The sequence below is a fragment of the Pauljensenia sp. UMB1177 genome (assembly GCF_030217965.1).
Classification (GTDB): Bacteria; Actinomycetota; Actinomycetes; order Actinomycetales; family Actinomycetaceae; genus Pauljensenia; species Pauljensenia turicensis_A.
Map to the genome: position 1 here is coordinate 162,359 of NZ_JASOOV010000001.1, position 14,044 is coordinate 176,402.

General features: G+C 55.8%; 14 protein-coding genes and 3 tRNA genes. 9 read left to right on the forward strand and 8 right to left on the reverse strand.

All coding sequences use genetic code 11. The features are described 5' to 3' along the window. Nucleotides 1-106 precede the first annotated feature (106 nt). Both groL and QP442_RS00695 read right to left on the reverse strand, forming a co-directional pair. Nucleotides 107-1,732 (reverse strand): chaperonin GroEL, encoded by a 1,626-nt coding sequence (groL, locus tag QP442_RS00690; protein WP_103632690.1) that lies wholly within the window; start codon nucleotides 1,730-1,732, stop codon nucleotides 107-109. Between the two features lie 278 nt (nucleotides 1,733-2,010). After that, nucleotides 2,011-2,613, reverse strand: coding sequence for a LytR C-terminal domain-containing protein (locus QP442_RS00695; RefSeq protein WP_103632689.1), 603 nt, complete (start codon nucleotides 2,611-2,613; stop codon nucleotides 2,011-2,013). Nucleotides 2,614-2,730: 117 nt separating this feature from the next. Here QP442_RS00695 and QP442_RS00700 point away from each other — a divergent pair, with 117 nt between their 5' ends. The 8 genes from QP442_RS00700 to QP442_RS00735 all read left to right on the forward strand — a co-directional run bounded on the left by QP442_RS00700 (nucleotide 2,731) and on the right by QP442_RS00735 (nucleotide 9,824). Continuing rightward, nucleotides 2,731-3,432, forward strand: a complete 702-nt coding sequence (locus QP442_RS00700) for a uracil-DNA glycosylase (protein ID WP_103632688.1) — start codon at nucleotides 2,731-2,733, stop codon at nucleotides 3,430-3,432. 115 nt (nucleotides 3,433-3,547) lie between these two features. Then, complete coding sequence (locus tag QP442_RS00705) at nucleotides 3,548-4,354, forward strand: phosphate ABC transporter substrate-binding protein (RefSeq protein ID WP_006680823.1); 807 nt, start codon at nucleotides 3,548-3,550, stop codon at nucleotides 4,352-4,354. Further along, entirely contained in the window at nucleotides 4,351-5,217 is an 867-nt protein-coding gene (gene pstC / locus QP442_RS00710; RefSeq protein WP_006680822.1) for a phosphate ABC transporter permease subunit PstC, read from the forward strand. Before QP442_RS00705 ends, pstC begins: the two co-directional genes overlap by 4 nt. Before the next feature lie 4 nt (nucleotides 5,218-5,221). Next, nucleotides 5,222-6,079 carry a phosphate ABC transporter permease PstA gene (gene pstA / locus QP442_RS00715; protein WP_006680821.1) on the forward strand — a complete coding sequence of 286 codons (858 nt, stop codon included), beginning with the start codon at nucleotides 5,222-5,224 and terminating at the stop codon, nucleotides 6,077-6,079. Then, nucleotides 6,076-6,831: a phosphate ABC transporter ATP-binding protein PstB gene (gene pstB, locus QP442_RS00720; RefSeq protein ID WP_006680820.1), complete on the forward strand. Its 756-nt coding sequence runs from the start codon at nucleotides 6,076-6,078 to the stop codon at nucleotides 6,829-6,831. Before pstA ends, pstB begins: the two co-directional genes overlap by 4 nt. A gap of 9 nt (nucleotides 6,832-6,840) precedes the next feature. Beyond that, nucleotides 6,841-7,488, forward strand: a complete 648-nt coding sequence (phoU, locus tag QP442_RS00725) for a phosphate signaling complex protein PhoU (RefSeq protein ID WP_006680819.1) — start codon at nucleotides 6,841-6,843, stop codon at nucleotides 7,486-7,488. Next, nucleotides 7,489-8,163: a response regulator transcription factor gene (locus QP442_RS00730; RefSeq protein ID WP_006680818.1), complete on the forward strand. Its 675-nt coding sequence runs from the start codon at nucleotides 7,489-7,491 to the stop codon at nucleotides 8,161-8,163. It begins immediately after the preceding gene. After that, complete coding sequence (locus tag QP442_RS00735; RefSeq protein ID WP_006680817.1) at nucleotides 8,145-9,824, forward strand: sensor histidine kinase; 1,680 nt, start codon at nucleotides 8,145-8,147, stop codon at nucleotides 9,822-9,824. The genes QP442_RS00730 and QP442_RS00735 overlap by 19 nt, the downstream gene beginning before the upstream one ends. A 112-nt stretch (nucleotides 9,825-9,936) precedes the next feature. Here QP442_RS00735 and rpmG read toward each other — a convergent pair whose 3' ends face one another. The 4 genes from rpmG to QP442_RS00755 all read right to left on the reverse strand — a co-directional run bounded on the left by rpmG (nucleotide 9,937) and on the right by QP442_RS00755 (nucleotide 10,509). Then, the gene (gene rpmG / locus QP442_RS00740) at nucleotides 9,937-10,107 is read right to left on the reverse strand and encodes a 50S ribosomal protein L33 (protein ID WP_006680816.1); all 171 of its coding nucleotides are present in this window, start codon (nucleotides 10,105-10,107) and stop codon (nucleotides 9,937-9,939) included. 49 nt (nucleotides 10,108-10,156) lie between these two features. Continuing rightward, a tRNA-Met gene (locus QP442_RS00745) sits at nucleotides 10,157-10,233 on the reverse strand. 28 nt (nucleotides 10,234-10,261) lie between these two features. Beyond that, nucleotides 10,262-10,334, reverse strand: a tRNA-Thr gene (locus QP442_RS00750). A gap of 91 nt (nucleotides 10,335-10,425) precedes the next feature. Next, nucleotides 10,426-10,509, reverse strand: a tRNA-Tyr gene (locus QP442_RS00755). A 122-nt stretch (nucleotides 10,510-10,631) separates the two neighbouring features. Between QP442_RS00755 and QP442_RS00760 the strand changes: the two genes are divergently transcribed. Then, nucleotides 10,632-11,135, forward strand: a complete 504-nt coding sequence (locus QP442_RS00760) for a YajQ family cyclic di-GMP-binding protein (RefSeq protein ID WP_006680815.1) — start codon at nucleotides 10,632-10,634, stop codon at nucleotides 11,133-11,135. Between the two features lie 151 nt (nucleotides 11,136-11,286). Here the strand turns inward: QP442_RS00760 and htpX are convergent, their stop codons facing one another. Further along, nucleotides 11,287-12,162 carry a zinc metalloprotease HtpX gene (gene htpX / locus QP442_RS00765; RefSeq protein ID WP_006680814.1) on the reverse strand — a complete coding sequence of 292 codons (876 nt, stop codon included), beginning with the start codon at nucleotides 12,160-12,162 and terminating at the stop codon, nucleotides 11,287-11,289. Nucleotides 12,163-12,329: 167 nt separating this feature from the next. After that, on the reverse strand, nucleotides 12,330-13,829 hold the full coding sequence (locus QP442_RS00770; RefSeq protein ID WP_103632685.1) for an FAD-dependent oxidoreductase: 1,500 nt from the start codon (nucleotides 13,827-13,829) through the stop codon (nucleotides 12,330-12,332). Nucleotides 13,830-14,044: the final 215 nt, after the last annotated feature.

The window sequence follows — 14,044 nt, forward strand, 5'->3', positions numbered from 1 at the left end:
ATACCACTTGCTCGACTAGTCTGAAGAGACAGTCGGGGCCGACCCTCATCGAAGGGTCGGCCCCGGTTGTTTTCAGCTACGCGAGACGCGCGCGGGCATCAGTGGCTCAGTACATGCCACCCATGCCGGCGTCTTCGCCACCGGCCGGTGCCGGGGGTTCAGGCTTGTCGGCTACGACAGCTTCGGTGGTCAGGAACATGCCTGCAATCGAAGCAGCGTTCTGCAGAGCAGAGCGGGTGACCTTCACCGGGTCAGAGATGCCAGCTGCCATCAGGTCGCCATATTCGCCGGTTGCTGCGTTCAGGCCGTGACCCGGTTCCATTGCTGCGACACGGTCTGCGACAACGCCACCTTCGAAGCCAGCGTTCTCAGCGATCTGCTTGAGCGGAGCGGAGATTGCGACGCGGACGATGTTCACGCCGGTTGCTTCATCGCCGGGCAGGCCTTCGAGGGTTGCCAGTGCGCGGTCAGCGGCCTGGATCAGAGCAACGCCACCACCGGCGACGAGGCCCTCTTCGGAGGCTGCGCGAGCATTACGCACTGCGTCTTCGATGCGGTGCTTACGTTCCTTGAGTTCGACCTCGGTTGCAGCGCCGGACTTGATGACGGCAACGCCACCGGAGAGCTTGGCGAGGCGTTCCTGGAGCTTCTCGCGGTCGTAGTCGGAGTCGGTGTTGTCGATCTCCTGGCGGATCTGACGGACGCGAGCGTCGATCAGTTCCTTTTCGCCAGCGCCTTCGACGATGGTGGTTTCGTCCTTGGAGACTACGACCTTGCGTGCGCGACCAAGCAGTTCAAGATCAGCGTTTTCAAGGGAAAGGCCAACGGTTTCGGAGATGACCTGGCCACCGGTCAGGATCGCCATGTCCTGGAGCATTGCCTTGCGACGGTCGCCGAAGCCCGGTGCCTTGACGGCGATGGACTTGAAGGTGCCACGGATCTTGTTGACGACGAGGGTTGCCAGAGCTTCGCCCTCGACATCTTCGGCGACGATCAGCAGGGGCTTGCCGGTCTGCATGACCTTCTCGAGAACGGGGACGATGTCCTTGACGTTCGAGATCTTCGAGTCCATAAGGAGTACGTAGGCGTCCTCGAGGACGGCTTCCTGACGCTCGGTGTCAGTGACGAAGTAGGCGGACAGGAAGCCCTTGTCGAAACGCATACCTTCGGTGGTTTCGAGGGTGGTATCGAAGGAGTTGGTTTCTTCGACGGTGACGACGCCTTCTGCGCCGACCTTCTCGAATGCCTGAGCGATCAGCTGGCCGATGGCCAGATCGTTAGCGGAGATCGAAGCGGTTGCTGCGATCTGCTCGGTCGTTTCGACAGGCTTGGAGTCCTTGTGGAGTTGTTCGACGATAGCGGAGACAGCCTGGTCAATACCGCGCTTGAGAGCGATCGGGTTCGAGCCGGCTGCAACGTTACGGAGGCCTTCACGGACGAGCGCCTGAGCGAGAACGGTTGCGGTGGTCGTGCCGTCACCTGCAACGTCGTCGGTCTTCTTAGCAACTTCCTTCACCAGTTCGGCGCCAATGCGCTCGAACGGATCCTCAAGGTCGATTTCCTTTGCGACAGAGACGCCGTCCTTGGTGATGGTGGGGGCGCCCCACTTCTTGTCGAGAACAACGTTGCGACCCTTGGGGCCGAGGGTGACCTTGACAGTATCAGCGAGGAGGTTCAGGCCACGTTCCATGCCGCGACGTGCGTCCTCGTCGAAGTGAATGATCTTTGCCATTGGTGTGTATTTCCTTCCGCGGTGCGGATTGGGGATGGTGCCCGCGACGGACGGAACGCTGTTCATCTGGCCTTTCCAGATGCCGAACGCCCCTCACCTTCCCGCTGGTTTTATCACTCTGCCGTGGCGAGTGCTAACTCAAGTTTGGCACTCTCCCCTTTCGAGTGCAAGACGAGGCAAACGGGGTTCGCTGTGGGCGCAAACAGCAAAGTGGCCAGTCGATTTTCGACTGGCCACTCCTGCTAGTGTCGCGTTCGCGCCTAGAGCGCGAAGCGAGACTACCTCAACAGAACGACAATATCTGAATCGCCGATGTTATTCGACTGCTGAACGTTCGTGATGCCAACAGCTTCGGCAACCGCTCGCGCGCTGGCTTCCAAGTTCGGATCCTGGTAGTAAACGGTTGAAACATCGGTCTTCCAACCGGTTGCGTTGCCCGTCGCTGCACCGGCAAAGCCTGCTGCGGTGAGCTCTTCGGCGGTCTGAGCTGCCAAACCGTTTCGGCCGGTACCGTTCAGCACTGAAATCTTCACGTTGGTGTCAACGATGGGTTCGTTCGCCGGGGCGGGCGTTGATTCCGGTTCGGTTACCGGTTCCGACCGAGCAGATTCAGCCTGTTCAGCGGGAGCAGACTGGGTGGTTTCAGGTGTCGACTGAGCCGACTGCGCTTCGGATTGCCCTGAAGAGGCGACAGTCGTATTCGACGAGGTCGGCCTGTTCGTCAGAAGGCTACTTGCTCCCCAAGCCAGTAGGGGAACAACGATCAGAATGACCAGGAATGGCCAGACTGACTTCCACTTCGACGGCTGAGGGCGGTGCATACCGACAGGCATATCTTCGCCGGCAACATCAAATTCATCACGAGGGTTAACTGAACTCACCCTTTTAGCCTAACGTCACGCACGTTTCGATGCCGAAGAAGACGCCGGCGCGCCGAGGCCTCGCCACGTATCACAATCAGATAAACATCGCGGCTTCGATCGCACTAATCTGAGCATATGAATGACGTTGCTCCTCAACCGCTTATCAATCTCATCGATCCCGGATGGGCTGAAGCCTTGGCGCCCGTTGAAGACAAGATTCATGAGTTGGGAGTAATGCTCCGCAAAGAAATCAAAGCCGGGCACAACTATCTGCCCGCCGGTACGGATGTACTGCGAGCATTCACCTACCCATTTAACGACGTGAAAGTACTGATCGTCGGTCAAGATCCATATCCCACGCCCGGGCACGCGATGGGGCTCAGTTTCTCCGTCACTCCGGGGACACCGATTCCGCGGTCCCTCGTCAATATTTTCACCGAACTGGAGTCGGACCTAGGCCTAGCGCGACCGACATCCGGTGACTTGACGCCGTGGGCGCGCGAGGGAGTCTGTCTGCTCAACAGAGTGCTCACGGTTCGCCCGGGTGCCCCAGGCTCGCACCAGAAACGCGGGTGGGAGGAGGTCACCGAATGCGCGATCGATGCTCTTGTTGCCCGCACAGATGACGAGGGCACACCACAACCGCTGGTGGCAATCCTCTGGGGCCGACCGGCACAGACGCTGGAACCGCGACTGAACCGCTTCCCGATCATCAAGTCGGTGCACCCATCCCCTTTGTCAGCACGTCGCGGGTTTTTTGGTTCGAGGCCTTTCTCGAAGGCAAATGACCTTCTTCGGGCTCAAGGAGCAACGCCAATCAATTGGCAACTCCCCTAAAACATCGGCACGGGAAAAATTTACATAGAGTTGACATTCTTCATCTTTGCCCCTTACATCCGTCTTTCAGACTTGAGCGTGGTCATCATCGATCACGTTGAAGGAGAAAGACCTGATGAAGAAAATCATCACAACTCTCGCTGCCGGAACCCTACTGCCCCTTGCACTCGCCGCATGCGCTCCCAACCAAGGAAGTGGCGTTTCCACCGAAGGCTCAACATCCATGGAAAAGCTCATCGGGAGCCTCGGCGAATCATTCACTAACGAAACCGGCATCGCATTCACCTACAACCCGACGGGTTCTGGATCCGGAATCCAAGCGGTCAAAGACGGACGAACCGACATTGGCTTGTCATCGCGAAGCCTCAAGGACGAAGAAAAAGCCCTTGGACTGAAAGAAACGCTTCTTGCACGCGAAGCAATCGCCGTTGTTGTCAATCCCAACAACCCCATCACTGACCTGAGCGTCGAACAAATTGCCGACATCTACACCGGCAACATCACCAACTGGTCTGAGATCGGTGGAAACAATGAGGAGATCGTTCTTATCGGCCGTGAAGCCGGATCCGGAACCCGAGACGGCTTCGAATCCATCACTCAAACTGAAGATCAGAACAAATACCGTCAAGAGCTCACCTCGACGGGCGACGTCATCACCGCCGTATCGCAAAACCCTGCAGCAATCGGATACGCAGCTGAAGCTTCCGTCAACGACTCCGTCCACGCTCTGAGCGTGGACGGAGTCCAGCCCACCGAAGAAAACACCCAAAACGGAACCTACGTCATTCAGCGCCCCTTCGTTCTTGTCACGAAGGAAGGAAGCGCTCTTTCTGAGAACGCACAAAAGTTCTTTGACTTCGCCACGTCGGAAAACGCCTACGAGCTGATCCTGTCTAGCGGAGCGGTTCCGGCACACTCATGAAATACGCCCGCAACCTTGAAAAGGTCCTCCACGGCCTTTTCCTCGTATTAGGGACAATCAGTGTTCTCTCGGTCATCCTCATTACCGTCTTCCTCATTGTCTCCGGCCTACCAGCTATCCACTCGATTGGCGTCATTCCTTTCCTTTTCGGAACCCAGTGGGCCTCGACCTCAACTCCGCCCCTCTACGGGATTGCGCCGTTTATTCTCTCCAGCATTTACGGCACTGCCGGAGCCATCCTTCTGGGCGTTCCGCTGGGATTCTTCACCGCGGTATTTCTTGCAAAGATCGCTCCCTTACGACTGCGACGAAGCGTAGAAACAATCGTCAACCTGCTTGCCGGAGTGCCATCCGTTGTCTTCGGCTTGGTCGGCATGATCGTGCTCGTCCCCTTCATCCGTGCGACATTCAGCGTGCCGGACGGCGCGACACTCCTCGCAGCGATCATCGTGCTGGCAGTCATGATCCTGCCCTCGATCATCAAAATGTCGATCACCGCGCTCGACGCAGTGCCTCGTGAACTGGAAGAGGCCTCACTGGCCCTAGGCGCCACACCTCTGGAAACTATCTTCCGCGTATCCGTTCCGACAGCAAAAAGCGGAATCGCAACATCGATCGTTCTTGGTATCGGACGAGCCATCGGGGAAGCCATGGCCGTCATGATGGTCGCCGGAAATGCGCCAAATATGCCGAATTCACTGTTCCAATCCGTACGGTTCCTGACAACGGCAGTCGCTTCTGAAATGTCATATTCCGCCGGACTCCAACGCCAAGCTCTGTTTTCGATCGCGCTGGTTCTATTCCTGTTCATTCTGGCAATCAACCTCTCGTTGAACGTCATGGTGAAAAAAGAAAAGAAGTAAACGCATGCGGAACACACGACCACGCCTGTCCCGGCGCATCTACGCCATCGCTGTTTCAACGGCGATGTACCTGAGTACCGCACTCACCGTCACCTTGGCCATCAGCCTGATGATCTACGTCCTTGCGCAAGGAATCCCCCACATCACATGGGAAATGCTCTCAACCGCGCCCAGTTACATTGGCAAGCGAGTCGGCATTCTTCCCGACATTTTGAACACCCTGTATATCGTTCTTGCGACCCTCGCTTTTGTCATCCCGCTGGGAGTTGGAGCCGCGATCTATTTGAACGAGTACGCAACGAACAAGCGGATCGTTCAGACCATCGAATACGCCACAGAAACTCTCGCCGGAATCCCGTCGATCATCTTTGGTCTTGTCGGAATGCTCCTGTTCTCAAACACGATCGGAACCTCCCTCCTGGCAGGCGCTCTCACCCTGGTCATTATGAATCTTCCGACCGTCATCCGGAGCACTCAAGAATCCCTGAAATCCGTGCCACAAAGCTATCGCGAAGGCGCATTCGGATTGGGAGCAGGAAAGTGGCGGACAATCCGCACGGTCGTTCTTCCTCAGGCCATCGACGGCGTCATCACCGGTTGCATCCTATCTGTCGGAAGAATTCTGGGCGAGTCCGCGGCTCTGCTCTTCACGGCGGGTTTCGCTCACACAGTGCACGGGTTCTTCGACTCCCTCCATTCTCCCGGCGCGACTCTTTCCGTCAGTCTCTACGTCTACGCCAAAGAAAACGGCGATTTCACAGTCGCTTTCGCACTTGGAGCGCTATTACTGATCCTCCCCCTGATTATCAACGGTATCGCGACGCAAACAGGTCGCTATTTCGAAAGGAAACGAGCTGTATGAATCCGATTATGAGTGCAAGCGACCTCTGCCTCTGGTACGGCGAACATCAAGCCTTGAAAAACGTTAGCCTCGACATCCCCGAAAACACTGTCACCGCACTCATCGGCCCATCCGGTTGCGGAAAATCAACATTCCTTAAGACCCTCAATCGGATGAACGACCTTGTTCCCACCGTGCGTATCAACGGAGAGGTCCGCTACGACGGCAACGACATCTTTGACAGGGACGTTGACGTCAACGATCTACGACGTGAAATCGGGATGGTCTTCCAGAAACCGAATCCGTTTCCAATGAGCATCTACGACAACGTCGCTTACGGTCCGCGAACACACGGCATCCGTAAGAAGAAGGACCTTGATCTAATCGTCGAACAAGCACTCACCAGAGCCGCAATCTGGGAAGAGGTAAAGGACCGTCTTCACAAAAACGCTCTGGGATTGTCGGGAGGCCAACAGCAACGCCTCTGCATTGCTCGAGCGCTCGCTGTGGAGCCTCGTATCGTCCTCATGGACGAACCCACCAGCGCACTGGATCCGATCTCAACGGCACGCGTCGAAGACCTCGTCGGCGAGCTGAAAGAGGACTACACGATCGTCATCGTCACGCACAACCTTCAGCAAGCCGCACGTATCTCCGACTACACCGCATTCTTCCTCCTGGGTGAGCTCATCGAAGTTGGCAGAACGCACGAGGTCTTTGATCGCCCTCAACATGAACGCACAGAATCCTACATCACCGGCCGCTTCGGATAAGGAATCCCAATGAGAATCAAATTTGAACGCCACCTGAACACACTGACCAGCGAACTCATCACCATGGGGTCACTATGTGAAGAAGCAATATTGGGAGCTGAAAAGGCTCTCGCGTTGGGCAATATCGAGTCGATCCAGTACGTCCAAGAACTCTCCGAAGAAATCCGGCAAACAGAGCGCACAATCGAACGCAGGTGTCTTGCCCTTGTTCTGCACGAACAACCTGTTGCGAAAGACCTGCATCTTGTCTCGGCCGCGTTAAAGATGATCACCGACATGAAACGAATTGGCGATCAAGCACAAGAGATCACCGAAATCGTCGCCTTCTTTAACGGACGGCACCTGCCTGACATTGATACGACCAGCATGATGGCTGAAGCAACACGTTCCATGCTCTCCAACGCGATCCAGGCGTTCGTTGCCCGCGATGTCGATAAAGCGCTGGGTGTTGTGGCCGATGACGACATCGTAGATTCCTATTTCAATCAGATGAAATCAAATATCATTCACATGATTGCGAACGGTTCGACCGACGGAGAGCTTGCGCTCGATTTATTGATCATTGCAAAGTATTTTGAACGTATCGGCGATCACGCCACGAACATTGCGGAGTGGATTGTTTTCTCCGTCACGGGACAACACGAGGATGAAATCTAATTGATTTGGTGTGTCGAAGACGATGCCAGCACTCGAGATATCGAAGTGCATACTCTGCGCGCTACCGGCTTCGAAGCTCGCAGTTTCGACGATGGCACGTCGTTTTGGGAAGCCCTGCAGAAAGAACGTCCCCAGCTGGTCGTTCTTGACGTCATGCTTCCTGGCATCGATGGCATTGAGTTACTCCGTCGTATGCGCGCATCATCCACGCTCAAAGATTTACCCGTCATCATGGCAACCGCAAAGGGCCAAGAGTTCGACAAGATTAAGACTCTTGACATGGGAGCCGACGATTATCTGGTGAAGCCGTTCTCCGTGCTCGAACTCGTTTCACGAGTGAAAGCTGTTTTACGTCGCACAGAACCAGACCGTCTTGCGGATGTCTTCACCCACGGTGATCTCGTCGTGAACTTCGATGAGTATACAGTCTTTATCGGCGACGAACGCATCTTCCTAACTGCGAAAGAATTCGCTCTATTGCGACTGCTTCTTTCACGCCCGGGAACGGCATTCACACGCGAGCAAATCTTCTGGGACGTGTGGGAAACCGACTATATCGGTGATAGCAGAACCCTGGATATGCACATTCGCACACTCAGAGGAAAACTTGGACCGTACGCATCAAAGATCGAAACTTTGAGGAACGTAGGGTATCGGTGGGTAAGCAAAGACTGACAACTCGTGTTTTCCGTTCGATTTTGGGAGCGTCTGCGACGGTTCTCCTGGTATCTTTCTGCGTCATTTCAGCCACCCTGTGGCACTACTTCACGTCGATTCAAGACCACCAGTTACGCGACGAATTAGAGTGCGCGGTCCATGGCGTCCAGGTATCTGGAGAAAACTACCTGCAAGACTTTAAGCCGGGAGTCTACCGATTGACGTGGGTCGATGCCGACGGCAGTGTCATCTACGACAGCGAGGCGGCTCCGGCTACGCTGAAGAACCATTTTGACCGTGAAGAGATCGCTGAGGCACGCGCGAATGGGCATGGTTCAAGCTCTCGTTATTCGTCGACGCTGACTGAGCAAACCCTCTACGAAGCCGAACGCCTTCCCGACGGCACCATTCTTCGCATTTCAATAAGCAGGGCAACCGTCGTGTCCCTTGCTATTGGAGCGATCGTCCCGGTACTGGCAGTAATCCTGAGTGCCATGCTCATCTCAGCTTTTGTTGCTCATCGAATATCCCGGCGAATTATTGAGCCACTCAACAGCATCGATCTGGATCAGCCACTGTTGAACGATACCTACGTTGAGCTGACTCCGACGCTAGAGCGTATCGACGCTCAGCACAATGAGTTGAAGACTCAACTTGCGACCGTTCGCAGGCGGAGCGATGAGTTCACGTTGATCACAAGCAATATTCGCGAGGGCCTCATCCTTCTGGACGAAAACTATCGCGTACTATCCATCAATCCAGCAGCTCAGCGATTGTTTAACACGGATACCACCTGCGTCGGTACCAACTTGCGGACCATTCATCACGGGCATGCGTTGTGGGATGGCATCGAACGCGGAAAAAAGATTGGTTTCTCTTCACTCCGTTTGCCTATAGGTGATCGAGAATTCCAGTTTGATTGCAGCAGGATCGATTCTGATGGTCAGCCCGTTGGGGTGGTGATTCTGGCGTTCGATGTGACGGTTCAAGCAACACACGAAAAAATTCGCCGTGAATTTACCGCGAATGTGTCGCACGAATTGAAAACGCCTTTGCAGGGCATTATTGGCTCAGCTGAACTGATCGAGAGCGGTTTTGTTGACGGGGAGGATTTGCCTCGTTTTGTTGGGCATATTCGCCATGAGTCATCGCGTCTTGTTGATCTTATTGATGACGTCATCCAGCTTTCTCACCTAGATGAAGGAGTCGATGCTCCAAAGGAGCCGGTGTCACTTCTAGCTGTGTGTCGCGAAGTCGTTGATACGCTTCAGCCTTCAGCGCAGGCGAAGAATATTCGCTTTGCACTTGAAGGAAACGACGGCATGATCCTCGCAATTCGTCGATTGATCTACGAAATCGTATTCAATCTTGCCGATAACGCCCTGAAGTACTCACACCCGTCATCGACGGTCACCATCGGTGTTACTACGACCGATCAAACGGTTGAGCTCAATGTTCGCGACGAGGGAATCGGCATTGCCCCCGAAGAGCAGGAGCGTATTTTTGAGCGATTCTACCGCGTCGATAAGAGCCATTCGAAAGAGTCTGGTGGAACCGGGTTGGGCCTGTCGATTGTTAAGCACGCGGTCAACTACCACAATGCTCAGATCGCGTTGGACAGCGACCTCGGTCAGGGAACAACCGTCGCGGTCACGTTCGAGCGAGCACAACTCCCCTAGCCATTCCCACCGGCGTACCTTCGAGGCCGGTTCAACGCGACCTGAATCTGAGCAGAATCTGGGCAAACAAAAATCCCCGAAGCACGTGCTTCGGGGATTATTTACTGCTTACTCAGCGAGTCTCGCGGTGCGCAGTGGACTTGCGGCAACGCGGGCAGTACTTCGCGAGTTCCAGACGATCCGGCGTGTTACGACGGTTCTTCTTGGTGATGTAGTTGCGCTCCTTGCACTCCGAGCAGGCCAGAGTGATCTTGGGGCGAACATCCTGAGACTTGCTTGCCACGGTGTGTCCTCTTTTGCTTCAGTAGTTTGTCGGCGCGCGACCTGATATCTGGTAGCGGGGGCGGGGCTCGAACCCGCGACCTCACGATTATGAGTCGTGCGCTCTGACCAGCTGAGCTACCCCGCCGCAATGGCGCGACCCTCGTCGCTACCTGAGCCCCGAAAGGGAATCGAACCCTTGACCTTCTCCTTACCATGGAGACGCTCTGCCGACTGAGCTATCGGGGCAACGCGAAAGAGCCTATCTCAGTTCCAATTGCTTTAGCAATCTGTCAGTCTGAGAATGACCTCACACGATGGATCTTGGATACATCCAAGATGGTGGCGGGGGAGGGATTCGAACCCCCGTAGCTTACGCGGCTGATTTACAGTCAGCTCCCTTTGGCCGCTCGGGTACCCCGCCGTGCACCAATTTTTTCGGTGCCGTGGAAGAATAACAGATAAATTATCCTCAACGCCAATCGGCGGACCGCTGGTCGGACTCACCTGCCCACGAACCGCGCATTTACAAGGAAGGGAAAGCCCATGGCAGATTCCTCGTTCGATATTGTTTCCAAGTTGGATCGTCAGGAAGTTGATAACGCAGTGAACCAAGCTGCGAAGGAAATTTCGACGCGTTACGACTTCCGTAACGTTAATGCAGCGATCAAGTTGAGCGGTGACGCGATTGAAATGGAAGCGAATTCCGCCGATCGAGTCCTTGCAATCCTTGATGTTCTGCAGACAAAGCTGATTCGTCGCGGCATTTCTTTGAAGAGCCTGGACTATAAGGATCGCGAGCCGAAGCCGTCGGGCAAGATCTACAAGTTGGTCACTCCCCTGCGTGAAGGTATTGCTCAGGATGCTGCGAAGAAGATCGCGAAGCTCATCCGTGATGAGGGCCCGAAGGGTGTGAAAGCCCAGATTCAGGGTGACGAACTTCGCGTTTCTTCGAAGTCTCGTGATGACCTTCAAGCTGTGATTGCACTGTTGAAGGGCCCGGCCGGCGAGAACATTGATGTCGCGTTACAGTTCGTGAACTACCGCTGATTTTTCGATTCACGAGGCCGGGCGGGGTGGAAGCGAATGCTCCCACCCCGCCCGCCTTATACAGTCCATGTGACGACTTTCACCCAAGTGTGATGCACGTTGGGCGAGCAGATGCGACCTCGTTCCGCCCGTTGCGCAAACAGGAAGAGGGTCAGTAGCCGGCCATTTTTTCGAGGCGCGCGCAACGCTCATCCATTGACGGGTGCGTTGAGAACAGATTGCGCACCTTGCCGAAGGGATTGGCGATCATCATGGCAGCAACGGATTGGTTGGCCGGAGTTTGTTCCATTGGACGGTGTGCCGTGACCTGCTCCAGCTTGCGCAATGCGGAGGCTAAGGCCAGAGGATCTCCAGTCAGTTTCGATCCGTCCTCGTCCGCGTCGAACTCGCGGGTGCGCGACAGGGAGAACTGAATGAGGGTCGCAGCAAACGGCGCCAGAAGGGCGATGAGGATCGAACCGATAATGCCCACTCCCCCGCCTTCGCCATCACGCCTGCTCCCACCACCGAAGAACATGAGGAATTGCGCGACTGATCCGATCAGACCAGCAATACCCGCCGCAACGGACGAGGTCAGGATGTCACGATTGTAGACGTGCATCAGTTCATGCCCCAGGACGCCACGTAGCTCGCGCTCGCCCAATATTTCAAGGATGCCTTCGGTACAACACACGGCTGCATGGTTCGGGTCGCGCCCCGTTGCGAACGCATTCGGAGTCATAGTCGGAGCGACCCAAATGGAAGGAACCGGCTGATTTGCACGCGCAGCCAGCTCTTCAACAATTCGATACAGGTCAGGCCGTTCTTCCCGCGTCACCTGATAAGCGTTCATTGATCGCAGTGCAATTGTTGCCGAGTTCCAGTAGGACACTGCGGTCTGAACCAATCCAATACCCGCAAAGATCCAAATCCAGATTGATCGACCGGTTGAACCGGCAATCAAACCACCAATCACCAGTAGAAGCGCCCACATGCCTCCCAGCAGGAACGCCGTCTTCAAGCCGTTGTGATATCTACGCTGCGTCATAGAAACAGAATATGAGAACTGTCTGGGTAAGCCCTGAAAACAATCGGAACACTATCTGAAATCTGCCTCTTATCGCCAACGAGCGCCCTCGCGGGGATCAGCATTGCCCTTGAAACAAGGGGCGGGCAGGCCTGAGAAAAGCACTGCCCGCCCACACAAGGAAAACGTTACTTGCTTCGTCCCGGACCGGTGTAGTCATCGAAACGCTCGGGAGCTGAAGGAACACCCATCTCTCCCATCTGACCAATCAGGTCGGTGGGCTTCGAATCGGAACCTCGTGAAATGTCTGTCATCGCGCGACGGGAAACAACCTTCACGCGCTCGCGCACGCCACGACCTTCGGGAAGCTCGCCGTATTCAGAGCCGAGTGCACGCTCGTATTCATCAAGCAGTTCCCAGCCTTCCCAGGTCGTGAATTCGACGCCACGCTCGTTCAGCAGGTTCACCATCGCTTCGTGGCCCACCGCGGACGAGGACGCGTGCAGACGTCCAGCATTCGCATCCTCCACCAGGTGGGAGATCGTCTGCTGAGCATCAGACTTCGTCGAACCAATCAGACCAACCGGACCACGCTTAATCCAACCGGTGGCGTAAATGCCCGTCAGAGCCTCGTCCTCGCTCGCCTCCGGCGTCGGAACAACTCGGCCCTCAACGTTCGGGACAACGCCGCGAGCAGTATCGAACGGCAGGCCAGGAATCGGCGACGAGTAGTAGCCGACAGCGCGATAAACCGCCTGCACCGGCCACGTCGTGATGACACCCGTGCCACGCACGTTTCCATCGCCAGTCAGCTCCGTACGCTCGGTACGAATCGCCTTCACATGCCCCTTGTCATCGGCAACAATCTCGGCCGGCGACTGGAACAGGTGAATGTGGATGCGACGGCTTGCCGTGTGTTCCTCCTCGTCAGCCATCGCGTAGTTCGTCAGAGTCTTGACAACCTGGCGCTGCTGGTTGGATTCGCGCAGAGCCTGTTCACTGCCCTCATCGAAGTCGAAGTCTTCTTCAGAAACGATGATGTCAACGTCGGGCACCTTGCCCAGTTCGCGCAGTTCCAACGGGGTGAACTTCACCTGTGCGGGACCTCGACGACCGAAAACGTGAACGTCGGTGACGGGATTGTTCTTCAGCCCCTCTGCGACGTTTTCAGGAACCTCGGTGACCATCATGTCTTCGGCGTGCTTCGCCAGAACCCGCGCAACGTCCAACGCAACATTGCCAACACCCACGACCGCGATTTCCTTCGCCTCAAGCGGCCAGGTGCGCGGGTAATCCGGGTTGCCGTCGTACCAGGACACGAAATCGGCTGCGCCGTAGGACTCCGGCAGATCAACGCCGGGAATATTCAGCGGAGCATCGCGGTCGGCACCCGTCGCGATAATGACCGCATCGTAGTGTTCGCGCAGATCATCGATCGTGACGTCGCGACCGATTTCAACGTTGCCCAGCAGTCGAATGTCACCGCGCTGCAGGATCTTGTACAAGGCAACAATGATCTGCTTAATACGCGGGTGGTCGGGGGCAACACCGTAGCGGACCAGACCGTAGGGAGCGGGCAGACGCTCGAAGAGGTCGATGTTCACGTCCAACCCAGACTTCGACAAAATATCGGAGGCATAAATACCCGCAGGACCAGCACCAATGACAGCAACGTTGAGCGCAGTCAACCCGTTCTCCCTTCGAAGCCCCACGCGTTTTGATTTACGCAAACAGGACAACTTGAAAATCTATCTGTGTTGATCCTAGTGTCGATCGCGCAAATCTCGCCATTTCGTAACCGGCTTCACCCATTTGGTGGAGAGTTTCACCTTCTCTGATGCTCCGGTTGGGTTCGCGCACGAGGCTCGAACGAACTCTTGGCAGGGAGCGTGGCCTCGTCCCG